Annotated in this window: 15 protein-coding genes and 1 pseudogene; 7 read left to right on the forward strand and 9 right to left on the reverse strand. The window is 43.0% G+C overall.

The genetic code is table 11. From position 1 onward, the window contains the following. Positions 1–31 precede the first annotated feature (31 nt). Both V7K45_RS07310 and V7K45_RS07315 read left to right on the forward strand, forming a co-directional pair. Positions 32–187: a hypothetical protein gene (locus V7K45_RS07310; protein WP_335001851.1), complete on the forward strand. Its 156-nt coding sequence runs from the start codon at positions 32–34 to the stop codon at positions 185–187. 122 nt (positions 188–309) lie between these two features. Further along, positions 310–1008 (forward strand): 5'-methylthioadenosine/S-adenosylhomocysteine nucleosidase family protein, encoded by a 699-nt coding sequence (locus V7K45_RS07315; protein WP_335001853.1) that lies wholly within the window; start codon positions 310–312, stop codon positions 1006–1008. A 97-nt stretch (positions 1009–1105) separates the two neighbouring features. Here the strand turns inward: V7K45_RS07315 and V7K45_RS07320 are convergent, their stop codons facing one another. Then, positions 1106–1858, reverse strand: a complete 753-nt coding sequence (locus V7K45_RS07320; RefSeq protein WP_335001857.1) for an SDR family oxidoreductase — start codon at positions 1856–1858, stop codon at positions 1106–1108. Positions 1859–2714: 856 nt separating this feature from the next. On the opposite strand from V7K45_RS07320, the gene V7K45_RS07325 reads away from it, so the two are divergent. Further along, positions 2715–4427, forward strand: coding sequence for a putative bifunctional diguanylate cyclase/phosphodiesterase (locus V7K45_RS07325; protein ID WP_335001859.1), 1713 nt, complete (start codon positions 2715–2717; stop codon positions 4425–4427). A 347-nt stretch (positions 4428–4774) separates the two neighbouring features. Here V7K45_RS07325 and V7K45_RS07330 read toward each other — a convergent pair whose 3' ends face one another. Further along, positions 4775–5437: a LuxR C-terminal-related transcriptional regulator gene (locus V7K45_RS07330; RefSeq protein WP_335001861.1), complete on the reverse strand. Its 663-nt coding sequence runs from the start codon at positions 5435–5437 to the stop codon at positions 4775–4777. Positions 5438–5648: 211 nt separating this feature from the next. Here V7K45_RS07330 and V7K45_RS07335 point away from each other — a divergent pair, with 211 nt between their 5' ends. The 3 genes from V7K45_RS07335 to V7K45_RS07345 all read left to right on the forward strand — a co-directional run bounded on the left by V7K45_RS07335 (position 5649) and on the right by V7K45_RS07345 (position 8463). Beyond that, complete coding sequence (locus V7K45_RS07335) at positions 5649–6101, forward strand: DUF6220 domain-containing protein (protein WP_335001863.1); 453 nt, start codon at positions 5649–5651, stop codon at positions 6099–6101. Between the two features lie 56 nt (positions 6102–6157). Next, a complete protein-coding gene (locus V7K45_RS07340; protein WP_335001865.1) occupies positions 6158–6991 on the forward strand; it encodes a sulfurtransferase in 834 nt (277 codons plus the stop codon). Between the two features lie 347 nt (positions 6992–7338). Next, a complete protein-coding gene (locus tag V7K45_RS07345; RefSeq protein ID WP_335001867.1) occupies positions 7339–8463 on the forward strand; it encodes a site-2 protease family protein in 1125 nt (374 codons plus the stop codon). A 233-nt stretch (positions 8464–8696) separates the two neighbouring features. On the opposite strand, the gene V7K45_RS07350 is transcribed toward V7K45_RS07345, so the two are convergent. The 6 genes and pseudogenes from V7K45_RS07350 to V7K45_RS07375 all read right to left on the reverse strand — a co-directional run bounded on the left by V7K45_RS07350 (position 8697) and on the right by V7K45_RS07375 (position 15696). Continuing rightward, a complete protein-coding gene (locus V7K45_RS07350) occupies positions 8697–9416 on the reverse strand; it encodes a choice-of-anchor K domain-containing protein (RefSeq protein ID WP_335001869.1) in 720 nt (239 codons plus the stop codon). Positions 9417–9858: 442 nt separating this feature from the next. Further along, the gene (locus V7K45_RS07355; RefSeq protein ID WP_335001871.1) at positions 9859–12072 is read right to left on the reverse strand and encodes a tetratricopeptide repeat protein; all 2214 of its coding nucleotides are present in this window, start codon (positions 12070–12072) and stop codon (positions 9859–9861) included. 266 nt (positions 12073–12338) lie between these two features. Next, a complete protein-coding gene (psb34, locus tag V7K45_RS07360; RefSeq protein ID WP_322659602.1) occupies positions 12339–12518 on the reverse strand; it encodes a photosystem II assembly protein Psb34 in 180 nt (59 codons plus the stop codon). A 280-nt stretch (positions 12519–12798) separates the two neighbouring features. Beyond that, positions 12799–14811: a glycine oxidase ThiO gene (gene thiO / locus V7K45_RS07365; RefSeq protein ID WP_335001873.1), complete on the reverse strand. Its 2013-nt coding sequence runs from the start codon at positions 14809–14811 to the stop codon at positions 12799–12801. A 120-nt stretch (positions 14812–14931) separates the two neighbouring features. Further along, entirely contained in the window at positions 14932–15330 is a 399-nt protein-coding gene (locus tag V7K45_RS07370) for a hypothetical protein (protein ID WP_335001875.1), read from the reverse strand. Positions 15331–15347: 17 nt separating this feature from the next. Continuing rightward, positions 15348–15696 (reverse strand): annotated as a pseudogene (locus V7K45_RS07375) (2Fe-2S iron-sulfur cluster-binding protein). Positions 15697–15771: 75 nt separating this feature from the next. On the opposite strand from V7K45_RS07375, the gene cimA reads away from it, so the two are divergent. Then, positions 15772–17553: a citramalate synthase gene (gene cimA, locus V7K45_RS07380; RefSeq protein ID WP_335001877.1), complete on the forward strand. Its 1782-nt coding sequence runs from the start codon at positions 15772–15774 to the stop codon at positions 17551–17553. A gap of 398 nt (positions 17554–17951) precedes the next feature. Here the strand turns inward: cimA and V7K45_RS07385 are convergent, their stop codons facing one another. Beyond that, complete coding sequence (locus V7K45_RS07385; protein ID WP_335001879.1) at positions 17952–18830, reverse strand: M48 family metallopeptidase; 879 nt, start codon at positions 18828–18830, stop codon at positions 17952–17954. Positions 18831–18990 lie beyond the last annotated feature (160 nt).

Here is an 18990-nt window from a genome sequence, read left to right on the forward strand (position 1 = left end):
ATTATCGTGTGGATGACACAATTATTTAGTCATGCTACAGCAATCATCTTCGGTTTGCGAATTTTGGTTACTACTAAACGGCAATATTACTTCTTGTCACTCAGATATGACCCAATCTTTACTGCAAGCAGTAGTTAGTGGTTATGCAGCGAAGGTGAGCGATCCTATACCAACTGCGCAGGCGTAGCCCGCACTTCGGCTGCGCTCAGTGACCGTCGTAAACATCGCTCTCCAAGGTAAAGCAGAATCGCGCCACGCCCGCTACTCTAAACATGAATCGACCGTTAAAACTTCAAACTATCAAGACTAGTGCCTAATTTTTTGCCCATCAACACAATTTTGGTACCTCAAGGAGCAGAATATAAAGCTGTGTGTCGCGGATTAAGCGGCATTACTATCTCCATCCCAACAATAGTAGCCATACCTGTTGGGATGAAGCCTTTACTCAAATACCTGCAACAAGCACAATTTCTGACTCCAAAATCCAGAGTGCTAGTTATGGGTATATGCGGCAGCTTGAGCGATCGCTATACAGTTGGCGATATTGTGCTGTATCAAGATTGTATTTATCAGGAGAAGCAGCAAGAATGCGATCGCACTTTTACAGCACAATTGCACTCAGCACTCAGCACTCAGCACTCAGCACTAAATTTAGTCAACTCACTGACAAGCGATCGCGTGATTTGGTCTGCTGCCGAAAAACGCCATTTGGGTAAGACTTTGGCGGCTGATGTTGTTGATATGGAAGGATTTACCGCTTTAGAATTTTTTAATGCGGCTGAGGTGTCTGTGGCAATGCTGCGAATAGTCAGCGACGATTGTCAGCATAATATCCCCGATCTCACACCAGCAATTAACTCTGATGGCTCTCTAAACCCTTTTCCGTTAGCGATCGCAATGCTTCGACAACCTTTTGCCGCTACTCGGTTGATTCGAGGTTCATTAATAGCATTAAAGGTGTTAGAGCAAGTTACAAATCGGCTCTTTTCTGGCAATAGGCTGGAATAATTTGTTGCAGAATTGATGGCACACAGTTATTTGAGTTGAGCATTCAGCAAACTAGAAACAGCCTGTCTTTTTCGTTGCTGACCGCTTTAGGGACGCTTCAAATCTGCGCCATGCCCCCATCAACGAAGAGTTCGATGCCGTTGACAAAGCTGCTGTCATCGGATGCAAGGAAGACAACAGCTTTAGCAATCTCGTCTGGCGTACCCACCCGTCCAAGGGGGATATTGTCAGCCTGACTTGCGACAAATTCCTGCACCTGCTCCTCCGTCAGTCCCAGAAGATTGTAGGCAGGAGTAGGCACGACACCAGGGCTGATGGCATTGACACGAATCTTCCGCTCTTTGAGGTCGAGTGTCCAGTTGCGTGCAAACGAGCGCACAGCGGCTTTGGTAGCGCTGTAAACGCTGAACGCTGGAGTGCCTGTGATAGAAGTAATCGAAGCATTGAGGATAATTGAAGCTCCCTCTGGCAACAAAGGCAATGCCTTCTGCACAGTGAAAAGCAGACCTTTGACGTTGGTGTTAAAGGTTTTGTCAAAGTGTTCCTCAGTAATCGATCCGAGCGGGGCAAATTCCCCACCTCCAGCATTGGCGAAAATGATATCAAGGCGACCTTTTTCTTGCTCAATCGTGGTGTAAAGGCGATCGAGGTCTGCAAGAAGAGAGACATCGCTCTGAACGCCAGTGACGTTTTTACCGATCTCTTTGACGGCGGCATCAAGTTCATGCTGACGACGACCCGTGATGAAAACATATGCACCTTCGGCAACGAATCGCTTGGCTGTAGCAAGACCAATGCCGCTGGTGCCACCTGTAATGAGCGCAACTTTTTCTGAGAGCTTCTGTGACATAACGATGTTCTTTTGAATAAGGTTTAGTGATTGCGAGTCTGATTACATATCGTTCAAGCTGTAAAGCCACCATCAATCAAATGGCTGGCATCAGGTGCTTTACTGGGCATACTAGTTACCAAACAATGTTTATTTACCAATCGATACAAAAAGTATCCCTTGATTAAGTCTTGGTGTCAAGGAAGTTTTATACTTATAGGTATGAAAGTGGAAAAATCTAATTAAGTCGCAAGGACTTCCTCGCGCTTTCGATATTGACGAAGCCTTAGAGCAAGCTTTGCACATATTTTGGCGCACGGCCTATCTGGAAGCATCTTTTATGGAGCTAACTGAAAGGAAACCTTATTCCGCTTCTCTGATTTACTAAAATCTTCGTTGAGTGTCTTTCTAGTTTCGCATTTTTCGATTGTATTTATAACACTAATTGCATTGATAAATCGAATAAAATGTACTAACGCAAACACCAAAAAATTTAAATATTTATTATTTTCCCGCGTCTAAAATGAGAGAAAAACGAGATTCATAATTAGCTCAATAGAATTAATTTAAATAAAATTTAGCGCATCCTCTCAAATAAATCGTATTAGAAAGCCTTTTTCTTACAGCTTCATATTAAATTGATATAACTACTGACAGTGTAACAATCAAGAAAACTCTGATTGTGAAATTGCTTGTGGAATAAGTTTTACAGAAACTTTATCGTCATGCATATTAAGTAGAAGCCTATATTGGGAAACATAATATATAACCTTGTCAGGGTTAGATTCCATCAGAGCTAATTCTACTGGAATGTGAATTAAAAATACTTTTTGTCAGAATAGCTCGGAACTAATTTACCAACTATCAAACAGAATCTATGAAGCTCAATCACAAGCTCAATCTATACTCGTTCCTAGATAGTTTTCCATTACTCAAAAAAAGTTATACCTCTAAAATCATGTTGGTGGCATTTTTGGGTACTCACATACCACTTTTAAGCTTACTCTTGAGTTTCGTTATCTCAAACTCCTATTCTTTGGAGATGGCGATTCGAGTTATGCTTATTGCTCTGTTGGCTACCTTAGCGGGTACAGCCGCCACCCTTTATGCACTACACCACCTGCTCAAACCGGTTATTTTGACATCTGCAACATTGCAAAATTATCTAAACACCAAAACTTTACCTGAATTGCCCACAGATTTTGCTGATGAAGCCGGCACATTGATGGCGGATACCTCACAAACTCTTTACAAATTAGATGAATTAATTCATTACATCAGTAATTATGACGATCTAACTGGATTGCCCAATCGCGATTTATTTCGCGATCGCCTCCATCAGACTTTATCTCAACCTGAAAATAACCAGCGTTTTGTAGCTGTCTTTTTACTGGGTATTGATGATTTCACTGCTATGAGTCATGGTTTGGAGCATGAAACAACAAATTTGTTGTTAAGAGCAATTGCTCAGAGGTTATCACTCTGCATGACACAAACAGATATTGTTGCCCATTTGAGTGGAGATGAATTTGCCATTGCCCGCATAGACATTGTTTCTTTTGAAAGTGTGATTAAGCTATCTCAGATGCTTTTAAGTACCCTGAGCAAACCCTTTTCTATAGAAGGTAACTTGATTCATATCACCGCCAGTATCGGCATTACAATTAATGGAATAAATGAGCGTAATAGCGTAGATCAACTTTTGCAACAGGCTCATATCGCACTGTACCAGGCGAAGGAGCAAGGGCGTAGCAAATACCAATTCTATTCGCCGGAAATTAATGCTCAGTTGCAGGAGCGAATAAGTTTAGAAAATGAATTACGTGGAGCGCTTGAGCGCAATGAAATGCTGGTTTATTATCAACCTCTGATTGATTTACACAGCGGACAAATTACAGCTATGGAAGCGTTGGTTCGCTGGCAGCATCCTACATTAGGTTTGGTTTCTCCAGTAAAGTTTATTCCCATTGCTGAAGCCAATGGTTTGATTCTACCAATTGGTGAATGGGTCTTGCGAACTGCTTGTGCTCAAAACCGCGCTTGGCAGCTTGCTGGATTTAACCCAATTCGGATATCTGTAAATCTGTCAGCTCGACAGTTTGAACTACCGAATCTAGTTGAGATCGTCAGTCAAATTCTTGAGGAAACTGGACTCCAAGTATCTTACCTGGAATTGGAAGTGACAGAAAGCTTCTTGATGGCTGATATGGAGCGATCGATTAAAACCTTAAAACAATTACGAGAACTGGGTATATGCTTGGCTCTAGATGACTTCGGTACTGGTTATTCCTCCCTTAACTACTTGAAGCGTTTTCCTGTGAATATGCTCAAGATCGATCGCTCATTTGTACAGGATGTCACATCTAATCCTGATAGTGCCGCTGTCACTAATGCGATTATTGCCCTGGCAAAAAGCCTGCGGTTGAACATCACAGCAGAGGGTGTGGAAACCCAAGAACAGCTTGAATACCTGAAAATGCAGGGATGTGATGAAGGTCAGGGTTACTATTTCAGTTGTCCTGTGCCCGCTGATATAATTACCCCGATGTTACAGAAAACTTTTCAGCCGATGGAGAAAATTCCAGCATAAGTGGATGCCTAAGCCAGAAAATACACCCCTGATAACGTTTCACTTAAATTTTGCTAGAAATGCTTATCAGGGGGCAAGTTAAGGAGGCGGCTATGCTGAAGGAATCCCCATAAATAAATTTAGGCTTCCACCGTGAGCCTCAGCCGAACGTAGATTTTACAAGGACGCTGTATTTCTTGCGCCTACTTAATAAAATACATATTGTTTTGTTTTTCATAAATAAATTTAGTTGCTCTCAGACCATTTTGCCTCCAGAGAAAATTCTTTTCTAAAACCTCCTGCCTCCTGCCTTTCTCTGGTGACATAAGCAGAGAAATCCAGGATTAATGAGGCTAATAAAAGGTTATTTATTTTGAAGCTGTGGAAAGCTTTGCAACCATGTGAGCACGAGATGAAACCTCAAGCTTGCGAAACATCCTTTTTAAAGCTTGCTTGACAGAGTTTTCAGTAATCCAAAGTTCAGCACTAATTTCTGCATTGGTTTGTCCTTGAGCCACCAAGGAAGCAATTTGCATTTCACGAGGCGTTAAACGGTTTGTTTGTAATAGTGGTTGTTGCAATCGCGCCATTGCCACCCAAGTAGAAATGTGCAGACAAAGCGCACTCAAATCTGTAAGATTTTGTGAATCAAATGCAGGCATTCCTTGCTGACGTGTCAAACCTACCACACCCACTAATTCACCATTGCTGACAATTGGCCCTGCCATCACGTGCCAGTGATCGGCACGAGGACAAATCAACTTCCATGTCTTAGGTTCTACTACCAAAGCTTCATGAACAGGGGCATGGCGTTCTAGTAAGTAGCGGGCAACTGGATTGTGTTGAGGTGATAATGCAATTTGCAGTGCTTTTTGAATCTTGCTGTCAACTAAAGAAATTTGGGCAAAGAAAAACAGCCCACATCGTGTAGCTGAAAAATATTCACTCATTTCTGCGGATATGTGCGATCGCAAAGTCTGTTCATCTTCAGCTTGAGCAATTCCATGAAAGAGAGCTTGTAAGGCAACCATGATTTGCAAAGTGTACTCGTTCGAGGTCTAGGCGCAGTATCGCAACCAGACTTATCTTAGCTTTAGTCACACCAAACCGCTTCGCAAAGTCATTAGTTATTAGTCCTTAGTCCTTAGTTTTTTCGCCCACTCTATTGCAAGGTATGTACCAAAAAACTCTTTATTAATGACTAATGACTAATACTTTGACTACGCTCAGTACAAGTGACCAATGACTAATTTGTTTGGTTTTTGGGATTACTTTACCATGACTGTAAATTCTGGCATTGATGACACACAGATATCTGGGCGCTGGATTCAAATCAGTTTTTTGATCGCCACAGTGGTTTTCAATCTCTGTTTAATAATCCAAATATTCAGTGTTGGATTGGCTTACTTTTACAATTCTGATTGGTGGAACTTGCATATTTGGCTCGTGCGAGGATATGGCGGACTCTCACTAATTTTGTTGATATGGGTGTTTTTAATTCCCTTTCCTCGAAGAGTCCGAAACCTTACGGCAAGTATGCCAGTACTGCTAGGACTGCAATTTCTCACAATTCACTTGCATTATTTGCCTCTAGCAGTATTCCACCCACTCATCGGCTTTTCTTTATTCTCTATTTCCACAACCCTAGTGCATCGGACATCGCACATCGTATTTCCCAACCACAACCAAGACTAAATCGTTGAGGAAACACAACTTTCAATTCTTTTCGTGCTATTACAGGAAAAATACAAGTGTCTCAATACGCCGATCCATCTGTTCTCGTTGATACCCAATGGCTTGCAAATCATCTTAACGATCCAAACATCCGTATTATTGAAGTGGATATGAGTCCAGAGCCGTACAAAAATGCTCACATCCCTGGTGCTGTCTTCTGGAACATCTTTACAGACTTACTCTTGCCCGATTTGAAAATAAATCTGGATGCGATCGCTTTTGAAAAGCTGATGGCACGTTCAGGCATCACCAATGACACCACAGTAATTGCTTATGGCAGTTATCCGGGAACGGGAGCCTGGATTTTCTGGTTGTTGAAAGTCTTTGGACATGAGAATGTACGAGTTCTCAATGGCGGCTATCAAAAATGGAAATCAGAAGGTCGTCCACTAGCAACTCAATTATCTACGTTTGCTTCTACTGATTACCGTGCCAGAGGTATTGATGCTGATGTGCGAGTATTACATAATGAAGTTCAGGCATCGATAGGTAGAAGCAATCGCGTGTTGTTGGATGTCCGAACACTGCAAGAATACTCTGGTGAGTGGTTTTTTGATCGGCCACCAAAAGCAGACCAACCGACTGGACATATTCCCGGTGCAGTGCATCTGGAGCATATCTCAACTCTTAATGAGGATGGGACTTTTAAATCATTCAACGATTTGAAAAATCTTTATCACAGTAAGGGCATTACAGCTGATAAGGAAGTGTTTCCCTACTGTGCAATCGGTGGGCGTTCTGGATATACCTGGTTTGTCTTGAAGTATTTATTAGGCTATCCGAATGTTCGGAATTACGATGGCTCTTGGAATGAGTGGAGTCGCCTGCCTGATGTAGCGATCGAGAGGTAGTAAGGAGGCAGGGGGAAAGGAAAAAGGGGAAAGGGAAAAGGTTAAAGGGGAAAAACCTTATATACCGAGCTTTCTACTCCTTTTACCCTTATCCTTTTCCCTTTAACCGATTAGGGGTACAAGGTCTTGCGCCCCTACCGCGTGGTCTCTTTACTTGAAAATAGCTGTAAGCGTGGGTTTCTCCTGCCTCCTGAATTGAGATGTTCCTAATATCCCCAATAACCGCACCTTTACAGACGGACACCACTACCGCCATCAAGATTAAAATCTCTTAACCTTTCGTTACACTAGAGACATCGAGAAGGACGAAAGCAAACCTCTCGAAGCTGAAATCAAAGGTGAACGACATGAATGGCACAATTCGCGTTGGTAATCTCTTCGGAATTCCCTTCTATATCCATCCGTCATGGTTTTTAGTTCTAGGTTTAGTAACTTGGAGCTATAGCAGTGGACTGGCGGCGCAATTTCCTCAATTGTCTGCGGGATTAGCTTTGCTACTAGGATTGATGACAGCGCTAATGTTATTTGCCTCTGTCGTCGCCCATGAATTAGGCCACAGTTTTGTTGCGATTCGTCAGGGAATTGATGTCAAATCCATCACGCTGTTTATATTTGGCGGTTTGGCTAGCTTAGAAAAAGAGTCGAAAACCCCAAGTGAAGCTTTTTGGGTAGCGATCGCCGGGCCAATGGTAAGCTTACTATTGTGCGGTATCGTTACAGCTATTGGTGTTACTACTGCTGCATCAGGGCCGTTAGCTGCAATTCTTGGTGTTCTAGCTTCTGTTAACTTGGCATTAGCGCTATTTAACCTGATTCCTGGCTTACCCTTAGATGGCGGAAATATACTGAAAGCAATTGTTTGGAAAATTACAGGTAATCCTTATAAAGGTGTAACCTTTGCGAGTCGAGTTGGACAAATCTTTGGTTGGGTAGCAATTCTTTCTGGTGTAGTTCCCCTACTATTATTTGGCAACGGCGGTAACTTCTGGAACTTGTTAATTGGCTTCTTCTTATTGCAAAATGCTGGTAATTCGGCTCAATTTGCTAGAGTCCAAGAAAAACTCACAGGTTTGACAGCCGAAGATGCTGTAACTCATGACAGCCCGATTGTATCTGCTAATCTGACTCTGAGAGAGTTTGCTGATGAGCGAGTCATAAGTGGGCAAAACTGGCATCGGTTTTTAGTGACTGATGATGATGGACAATTAGTAGGTGCGATCGCAGTTGATAATTTAAGAACCATCCCTACAGGACTCTGGTCAGAAACTCAAGTTAAAGAAGTCATGCGACCAATTACCGAATCTACCACAGTCCAATCAGATCAACCTCTGCTGGAAGTCATGCAGTTACTCGAACAACAAAAGCTATCTGTGCTTCCCGTGATTCGCAAGAATGGCGTCCTAGTTGGAATCTTAGAAAAAGCTGCAATTATACAGCTACTTCAACACCGAACCCAACCTAACCCTGCATAAAGACGCAATTCATCGCGTCTATCAAAAAACGCTAAACCCTTGTAGAGACGCGACAAATCGTGTCTCTACATTTTTTTATCACCCAAATTTTTGATTGCGTGAAAAAACTCCGTACAACTTAAAGAGCTTTGTTTCCAGTTACCTCTTGCCTGTCCACGTAAATAAGTTCAAAAATCAAATCGGATTGTTATGTAGCACTCCTATTTAATTTTTGAATAAAACTCAGTATATATCTATTTTCTATTCCCTGTATTTTTTTTCCAAGAATTTTTACGAGATATCAGGTATATTCCTAGCAAGGATATACCCAACACTGGCGCAGGTTCGGGTATAGTTTTGATTTTGGCATAAATAGCTGTTGTAGTTGTAGCTTCTTCAAGAGCCTTAATACTTATCTGGCGACTGTCTGGATTAAAACCGGTTAACTCAAGGGTATATTTATTACTTCCAAAGGTGAAACTGCGATTACTCAAATTTGTGTCTAAAAATACTAAGTCTGCACTCTTTTCAGGATCTTTTGAGTCGTTAGGTGTATTTACTAAACGCAAGTTGAAATCAAAAACTTGACTGATTCCCACAGGAGGGCTGAAGGATACATTGAGATTTAAAGGTACAAATTCAATGCCTGTATCGGGGACTATCTTTCCATTGAAGTAAGTTAAATCAGCTATTTTGAATACAGAGTTAATGTCCGCAGAAAATGAAGTTCCATTAGAGGTTAGTTTATTTGGAAGTCCTGGCGACGAATTAGCTTGACCCCAAGTAAATGTGTTGCTTCCCACACCGGTATATATGGGATTTTTATCGGTGCTTCCTGGAGTAGGATTTCCCCATATCGCATTAGATATGCCAGAAAAAGTTAGAGCTTGTGCTTGACCAGAGAAACTAAATCCCGTAGTCAAACTCACAAAAAAACTAGATATAGCAGTAGCGAAAACAAAACTAAGTTTCATAATTCTAGGTTTTAATTAGCATTCTGGAGCTTCTTGCAAGTAGGTATTCAGTCTACCTTAGTAAATCTACGGAAAATCCGCCAGCGTCTTATTGTATTTTTTATAAAATATTTATGTGTATTTCAAAATAATTTAATGAATACTTTATATTTATTAAGTTAAGATTATGAATTGTGAAAATATATTTCACTAGTTTGTAATTAGTAAAACAGTAAACCTATTGCAAAATTTCCCTAACACGCTACCTCTCAGCAAGAGTGGAGACTTTGATGTAAGTCAAAGGTGGAGTAGGGTTTTTTTTGATTTATGCAAGAAGTTCAGTAATTACGTAGGCGTAGCCCGTCGTAAACATCGCTACCTTACTTGACTTCCCAATAAATTGTCAAGCTGATATGAAGTTACAATTTTTTGACATTTCCCGCGCTATGGGGAGGAATGGGATTCACAATTTTGACAAAATCTCTGGTAACAACTGGCTTGGAACTTTAGATAAAGCCAGATTTTGTCCCTGTATCCCTAACTCATTATGAAAAGCACGAATAGTTTTCACCACATAAGCGAAGGTTGTTTGATAAGCCTCTGGTTGTTTACTTAATCCGTTTAAGGCTTGCAAATGGTTATCTAATGCTACTTCTAAGTGTTGAGAGCGTGTCGCTTTGTCGCCATTAAAAGACTTATCTATTACTAGCTGATAATGTGCTAGTCCCAAGTTATTGTGAGAGGCAAGCAAATCAAAACTTAAAGAAGTACCGCTAAGTGAGTGAGCCAAAGCTATAGCTTCTTCGTAAGCGCTGATACATAGTTGCAGATATTTTTGCCGTGCCTCTTTAGTAGTCTCAGATAGGTTTGCTAGATGCCAGTAAGCAGTACCCAGATTATTTTGTGTAGCGGCGCAGGCACTGGGAACATTAGCTGGAGTGCGATACTTGAGAGCTTCGCTATAAACATCTATGGCTAGCTGGAGGTTTTGAGCAGGTTGTTCGTATTGTGCCAGATTCCAAAACGCAGTACCGATATTGTTTTGAATCATGCCATACTTCAGTGGTTCCTCTTCAGGGTTGTAGTGTGCAAGTGCTTCATTGTAAGCTGCGATCGCTTTCTTTAAATGCACAATCGGTTGATTATATTGCCCTAAATGCCAGTAGGCAGTACCTAAATTATTTTGGCAGGCCGCATATTTTAATGAATCCATTTCAGCTGTACGGTAGCTGAGTGCTTCACTGTAAGCCAAAATTGCTTGCTGCCAATTTTCAGATGGATGAGAGAAACGAGCTAAATCACCATAGGCTGTTCCCAAATTATTTTGTACGCGAGCGTAAGTTTCCAAATGTGTCTGGGGCGAAATTATCTTTAATGCCAACTGATAAAATTCTATTGCCTGCTCTATATAAGTTTGTCCCTCCTCAGAATTGGGTGGTGTGCGGTATAGCATCCAGTAGAGTGTACCCAAATCATTCAAGATATCTGGGAGTTGCGGTGAGCTTTCGTCATAGCTAATTGCCTCCTGATAGGCAATAATTGCCACCATCAGGTTTTCTAAAGTTGCCTCTCCTTGCTCAATGCGAAGACGGTATAAAGTACCCAAGCGATGATAAGCCTCTGCCAGTATCTCCTCTGAAACAAGATTTTCGTGTAGTTCTTCAATCTCCAATAAAATCTGCTGTGGTTGTAAGGAATCCTCTGTATTTTGAGCAATACTTGTATTTATTGTTGCTGTTACTAGCTCCCTTAACTCACTGCTAATGTAAGATAAAGATGACAGTGATTGATTATTACTTCCACTACCAGACCGATTCGTAGATTCCTGTTGTTGTGGTGTAACCTTCAATAAATCTGCTGTTGATGATGGAACTTCCTCAGTTTTGTGTACGCGATTCCCTTGTATCTCAACTGGGAAATCAGAATTATTCTCAAACTTGAACTCAGTGCCTGCGGTTCTGAGTTCTGCTTGGTTAGCTGATTCATCTAGAATCGACTGCTCAATATTATCTAAATCCAAGCTTCCTGAACGTGAAAAACGTTCTGGATAGGCCAAATTCTGAGTTGTTGGTGTGGGTTCTCCAGCAAACACAAATACGCCAGTACGACAACGCCAAAACTGTGGTGCTGATTGCTTAATAGCCGATAACCAGGGACGTGGTATCCACAAAAGTAAATTGGATTCTAAGAATCGGCTAGATTCTTGTGTAGAGAAGTATTGTTCGCTTAAGCGGAGATAGTGCAAAAATAAACGCTGTGTTGCAACTGGTTGCTTAGTAAGATGTTCCACACCGACAATCTGAAATGCTGGTACTGGAAAAGGTCTTCCAGGAGTATCTTTTGATGCCCCAACAATTGGCGGTGGGTAATTAGTCAACCATTGATTAATCTGGATTATGGGATTAGGATCGTTTAAATTCAAACGCAACGTGACTAATCGCGGATAAGCTGGAGTGCTATTTTCTTGAGCATTTGATGATTGATATAGCACCTGTCCAACAGGATAAGCCAATGTAGAATGCAAACGGGCTGCTACCTGATTTCTTAAGTATAAATCATCACAAACTGCCAAAAGAATTTGTCGTCGTAAGCCAAGACTTAAGGCAAGTTTCAGGCGATGGTATACTTGCCGATTCCAAGTAGAATTATTGTTGGGTGCAGTATCATTCACGCTCATAGCGGCTAAAAAGCCAAAACATAGTACACATCACCTTTCTGGGTGCATTCAAGTGGCCTAAAGTCATAATAAAAATGATTTTTAATAAGTAGATGTTGTGCTGCTGTGGATATATTGAGCCTTCAATTCAAGTAGGAACAATAAAGTATAATTATATACTTTGATTCCTAATTCAATTTTAACAAAAAATAAAAAAGCAGGCCCCTCTTAAAATCGGAACCTGAAAAACTATAAAAAAGATGAAGTTTTCTTAAAATGTTTTAGGATCAGCTGCTCTTAGAAACAAAGAAGGCGACTAGAATCAAGCCGGCAACCAAAGCTGTAGCGGCAATTCCTAGTAAGAGATAAGTTCGCTTTTGCCCTTCCGTAGGAGGTTCTGCTTGATAAACCTTTGGTTCCCGGGCAAAATTATTCAGAAGACCGCCTTCTTCATTGGTATAGGGCATGAATGAATTCCTTTATCTTTATCGTTAATTTAATGTTACATAAATGCTAAATCTGGTCTTAAACTGCTAGATAAATCGTTACATTTTAGATTGGGGACAAGAGGCAGAGGGGAAAGACTTACTGCAACTTCTACCCTACTCAAGACTTGTCGGGTTTTGGGGAAAAGGGAAAAGGTTAAAGGGAAAAAACCTTATATATCCAACCTTCCAATCCTTTTCCCCTTACCCTTTTCCCTTTAACCGAGCAGTATTGCTTCCCTGCCTCCCCAGTCCCCATTCTTTAACTAGTAATCGTCCCAGTTAGAGGTGAACTAGGACTGGCGTAATCTTTAATAGGCATTCTGCCAGCAAGGTATGCTAGACGACCGGCGACTGCTGCCAAATTCATGGCACGAGCCATTGCTGCTGGTTTTGGAGAAAGAGCGATCGCACTATTAATCAACAAAGCATCTGCTCCCAATTCCATTGCCTGGGCGGCTTCTGAGGGTGAACCAATACCAGCATCTACCACCACTGGCACACCTGCATTTTCGATGATTATTTGGATATTGGCAGTTGTTTTCAGTCCTTGTCCAGAACCAATTGGTGATGCCAAAGGCATGACTGTAGCACAGCCTACTTCTTCTAAACGCTTGGCTAACATGGGGTCAGCATTGATATAGGGCAATACTGCAAAGCCTTCTTTAACTAGTTGTTCTGCTGCTTGCAATGTTCCAATCGGGTCTGGAAGTAAATACTTAAGGTCTGGTATTACTTCTAACTTTACAAAGTTATTATCTTCCTGTCCCAATAATTTCGCCATTTCTCGCCCTAAACGCGCCACCCGAATCGCCTCTTCGGCAGTTTGACAACCTGCGGTATTGGGTAACATCCAGATTTTCGTCCAATCCAAGGCTTCAGCTAAACCTTCATGTCCAGGAGCTTTGGTTTGTACCCGTCGTACTGCCACAGTGACAATTTGGCAATCGCTGGCGGCGACGCTTTGCTGCATTTCTTCAATACTGCGATACTTACCAGTTCCCGTCATCAAGCGGGATTGGAAGGTTTTGCCAGCGATAATTAGTGGGGAGTCTTGAGTGGGGAGTGGGGATATAGCAGAGTGATGTCCGTTGGAGAAATTGGCAGAGTGAGTCAGCATTGGGGTGGAGGTAGATGACTTGGACTGGAAGCGCGAATAGTGAAAATCAGCAAGTAGGGGGTCAGACTTTTGTTCTAAGATTAAATCGGCAATCAAAGCGGCGGTTACGGGCGCGAGTAGAATTCCATTGCGGTAATGACCCGTAGCAAAGGTTAAATTTTGACAGTGACTAGTGCCAAGAATGGGTAATTCGTCAGGGGTGGTTGGACGAAATCCCCACCAAAATTCCTGGATGGGATAATGCTTTAATTGGGGATACAGGCGGATGGCAGCTTGTAGTAATTTTTGAATACCTTCTGGAGTATTGTTGGGCATAAAGCCAACGTCTTCACTGGTTGCGCCAATAACCAGGCGATCGCATCTTGGTACGATGTAAATATCCTGTCCAAACAAAACCCGCTTTAAGGGCAATTCCGGCGAAACTTCTGGTATCCGCACACTCAGCATTTGTCCTTTTCTAGGTAGCACGGGTAGCGGTAACAATTCATTTGACCAAGCACCTGAAGCTAAAACATAGTGCGCGGCGCGAATTATTCCAGCATTAGTTTGCACGCCAACCACTTGTCCCTGCTGCTGTAAAAATGCTTCTACTGTAATACCGTCTTTAAGTTCAACACCAACAGACTCAGCGGCCGTCCGCAATACCTGAGCTAAAGCTTTATTATCAACTTGGGCGTCTTCAGGATACCACCAACCACCAACTACCTCGGCTCCCAATCCTGGCTGATATTGATGAATTGCCTCTTTGTTTAACCAGTAAGCCGGGGATGAGGAGGAAAGACCTTCCCCTCTGCTCCCCTGCTCCCCGGTCACTGAGCGTAGCCGAAGTGCTGCTCCCCTGCCCCCCTGCCCCTCTGCCTCTTCAAAAACAGGTGCAAGGATACCACAGGGACGGTAGCCAGTATTTAAGCCGGTCAGTTCTTCTAATTTGCGCGTCCAGTCGGGATATAAGGCACGCGATCGCCAACACAAGGAACGCATTGCCTTATTAGCAATGTTTTCCGCATCTGGTGCCAACATCCCGGCGGCGGCGTGGGTAGCGGCAGCCTGGAAGTCACGACAAAGCACGGTGACGTTTGTCCCGCGCAATTTTAGTTCAATGGCGATCGCTAAACCAATAACGCCGCCACCAATAATCACAGTCTCACTAATCATTAGTCATTAGTCATTAGTCATCCATCATTAGCCATTTATCATTAGTACATAACTAATAACTCATAACTAATAACTCATTAACTTATAACTTATAACTTGTAACTAAAGACGGATCTATCTTTACCACAAGGCACGAATTGGTTCATTGCCTTGATTTGGATCGCTAGATGGTGTGCTTGTTTGTGAAGAATCTGTATTGTTGTCTGTTGTACTGTCAGCAGGTGATGTTGAGTCATCGTTAGAATTTTGGGCAACGTTACTCCTGTTGTCAGGTCTTGGAGCTACAATACTACGCCTGTTTTCGTTTGTTTCAGTTGTTTCGTTTCCTTCTGTTGCAGTTTCTTCATTCTTACTGCCAGCACTGCTATTAACATTGATATTAGCTGGCAAGACTTCTGATTTCTTGTCACTGGGAGCGTTAGCAGTTTGTACCCCCATCGGAAAGTTGATGCCCAGTAATGTACCAAGCAGAATGGCTAAACCTCCAGCCATTAAAATTAAGGGTGTCCATCTACCCATCTTGTCTTAACTCCTTTTTAACCTTTTGGTGTCCACACTATTCGAGAACCTTGTCCCCAAAATCCATCAAACTTTGTCACTTTCACGTCACCTAAAACCTGAGTTTGACAGGCTAAACGCAAGTCTGTTGTAGGAGAATGGGGAGGAAGCGAACGCCGTGCTCGATCGCGCCAGTTCGCTGCTGAGACTTTGCCCTCTACCTTAACCGCGCAGGTACCGCAACTGCCAATGCCCCGACAGTTTATTACCTTAGCACCGTCATTGTAGAGGTCAATACCATTTTGCAGCAAAATCTTGCGGAGATTGCTTCCATGCTCGCAATTAATTGCAATTAATTGTTTTACCTTCTGCTAGTACTTTAGGCATTTTTAAATTGCCAAACTGCCTTTTTGTTGTATATTGACACATTGCCTCGAAAGTTGTCTCGTCGGTCCCAGTTTTATGACCACAAATTCCTCACCTCAACTTTGGCTCTATGACACTACATTACGGGATGGCACTCAGCGCGAGGGGCTATCTGTATCGATAGAAGATAAGTTACGCATTGCCCGTAGACTCGATCAACTGGGTATTCCCTTTATTGAAGGTGGTTGGCCTGGTGCCAATCCCAAGGATGTACAATTTTTCTGGCAACTTCAAGAAGATCCGCTCAAACAAGCTGAAATTGTCGCTTTTTGTTCGACTCGACGCCCCAACTCTACTGCCGCCACCGAACCGATGCTACAGGATATTTTGGCGGCGGGAACTCGTTGGGTAACAATTTTTGGCAAGTCTTGGGATTTACACGTGACAACAGGACTCAAGACGACACTAGAAGAAAATTTGGCGATGATTCGCGACACCATTGAGTACCTCCGTTCTCAAGGTCGTCGCATTATCTACGATGCCGAACATTGGTTTGATGGCTATAAGCACAATCGAGATTATGCTTTACAGACATTAGAGGCTGCGATCGCCTCTGGTGCGGAATGGCTAGTCCTTTGTGATACCAATGGTGGCACTTTACCCCACGAAATTAGCCAAATTGTTCAAGATGTCATTAGTCATTTGTCATTAGTGAGCCAGTGCGTTGCGGAGGTTCCCTCCGTTGAAGCAACTGGCGTCACTTGTCAAGAAACAATGACTGAGGACATAGACGCGCCAGCGGCTACTCTTCTCCTGACGGAGACGCTGCGCGAACGAGAACGCCAAGGGCGAACCCGCAGGGTAGGACAAAGGACAATGCCCCAAATTGGAATTCATACTCACAACGATTCGGAAATGGCGGTTGCTAACGCAATAGCCGCCGTCATGGCAGGGGCAAAGATGGTACAGGGCACAATTAATGGTTACGGTGAACGTTGCGGTAATGCTAACCTCTGTTCGTTAATTCCTAATTTACAACTGAAGGCGGGTTACAGTTGTATCACAGAAGACCAGCTCACACAACTTACAGAAGCTAGTCGTTTTGTGAGTGAGGTCGTCAACCTGGCGCCAGATGAACACGCTCCCTTTGTGGGACGTTCGGCTTTTGCCCATAAGGGCGGTATTCATGTATCAGCAGTGGAACGTAATCCCCTGACTTACGAACACATTCAGCCGGAACAAGTCGGGAATCGTCGCCGCATCGTGATTTCGGAACAGTCTGGACTGAGCAATGTTTTAGCCAAAGCCCGCAGTTTTGGCATTGAATTGGATCAACAAAAAGCAGAGGCTAGAGAAATTCTCCAGCGCCTCAAAGATTTGGAGAGTGAAGGATTTCAATTTGAAGCAGCAGAGGCCAGTTTTGTGCTGTTGATGCACGAAGCTTTGGGAGGTCGCCAAAAGTTTTTTGAAGTCAAAGGTTTTCAAGTCCACTGCGACTTGATTGAGGGGAAAGAAACTAGCAATGCCTTAGCTACAGTCAAAGTCGCTGTTGACGGGAAAAATATTTTGGAGGCGGCGGAAGGTAACGGGCCCGTTGCAGCTTTAGATGCAGCTTTACGCAAGGCTTTGGTGAACTTTTATCCCCAAATTGCAACTTTTGATTTGACAGATTACAAAGTGCGGATTCTCAACGGACATACGGGCACTGCGGCAAAAACTCGTGTGTTGGTAGAATCAGGCAATGGTCGTCAACGCTGGACGACGGTAGGGGTTTCCACCAATATTTTGGCGGCTTCCTATCAAGCGGTGGTAGAGGGCTTGGAATACGGTTTGTTGCTACATTCCCAAGCAGAAGCGGCGGTGAAAGCTTCTAGTTGACAAAAGGGATCTGTAGTGTGACTACGGTTGGGGGAAAGGGGAAAGGGCAAAGGTAAAGGGGGAAAAGAAACCTTTAACCCAAACCCACTAAACCTTTTCCCTAAAGGTAATTCTGAGTTCAAAATATTTATCCGAACTGTATTAGACCTCTTGCAAAAGTGCTTTTTGCAAGAGGGGGAAAAGGGTAAAGGTTAAAGGGGAAAGGGACTTTTGCAGAACCTTTTCCCCTTCCCCTTTCCCCTTTTCCCGACTTATGCAAGAAGTCTATTGTATGTAGTCTAGGGGAAGTTTGCATTTTTGGATGAAAAGGAGAAGCGATCGCACTTTGGCGATCGCTTCTTACTATCTATTAACAATTTTGTGCTTATGTAGCGAAAAAACGGTTGTAAATAGAAGCTCTACCAATTGCGCCATCCACCTTTGGGTGCAACTTTATTATTAGTAGATTTCAGTCCGTGACTATGCAACAGAGTTTGATATTCAGTGCTGCTTGCCCAACGGTCAATTTCTCGCGCCCGTAGCACTGGCACTGGATGGGTTAATTGGGCTGTACGGGCAGCTTTGACCATTTCACCCAATTCTGTCTTGCTAATATCATCGTAAGCGCGGGCTTGGGCAACAAAGGCATCGAGATTCAGTTGGGGCGCTAAGGTGGGAGAACCACCAGCCAACTTCATCAACACGGACATGACCACTTTCGGGTCTTGGGTTGCTAGTAATGCGGCGCGATCGCAGGTAAACTCAGCACAACGTACCCATTCCAAAAGTTGCGCCTGTATGGCTTGGGCAACGATAGTACCGACATTGGGCACAATCGCCGCAGCTAATATTAATAAATTTACAGGTGTCAAGTAAACGCTATGGTCACACTTGAGATGTCCCAACTCGTGGGCGATTACTGCCTGTATTTCTTCTGGTGTGAGAATATCAATCAGCGAAGTGTGTAGCACAACAAAAGGCTGCTTACCCCGCACAGCAAAAGTATAGGCGTTGGGAGCCGGATGTTGCCGGACGTACAACTGGGGAGGATCTATATCCAGGATTTTACAGGCATCTAACAATAGCTTGTATAAATCGGGTAGTTGCTTTTCACCCACCAAAATGCTAGAGGCAATATTTTCCACATAAAAAACTTGCTCTGCCATTGGCCCAAGCCAATTTCGCACCAACATATCTATGCCTGGTATCTGCTTGAGCGCTCTGGTAGCTTCCAGGTCTAATGGGTGACGAAATGAGTCAGCTTTTAAACCAATCAGCGGGGTTTTGAAGAAAGACATAGTGCAACAAGCTATAAAAAAATACAACTATGGAATCTGGCTGGATAGATAAACAGCCTCCCACAGTTAGTATAACGATTTCAGTTGGGGGTTTCCTTTCTTGCATACTCGTAACTGTCGGTATCACTGCTCAATTCACCCCTTTGCTGCATACGCCTAC

The organism is Nostoc sp. (genome assembly GCF_036917375.1).
Taxonomy (GTDB): Bacteria; Cyanobacteriota; Cyanobacteriia; order Cyanobacteriales; family Nostocaceae; genus Nostoc.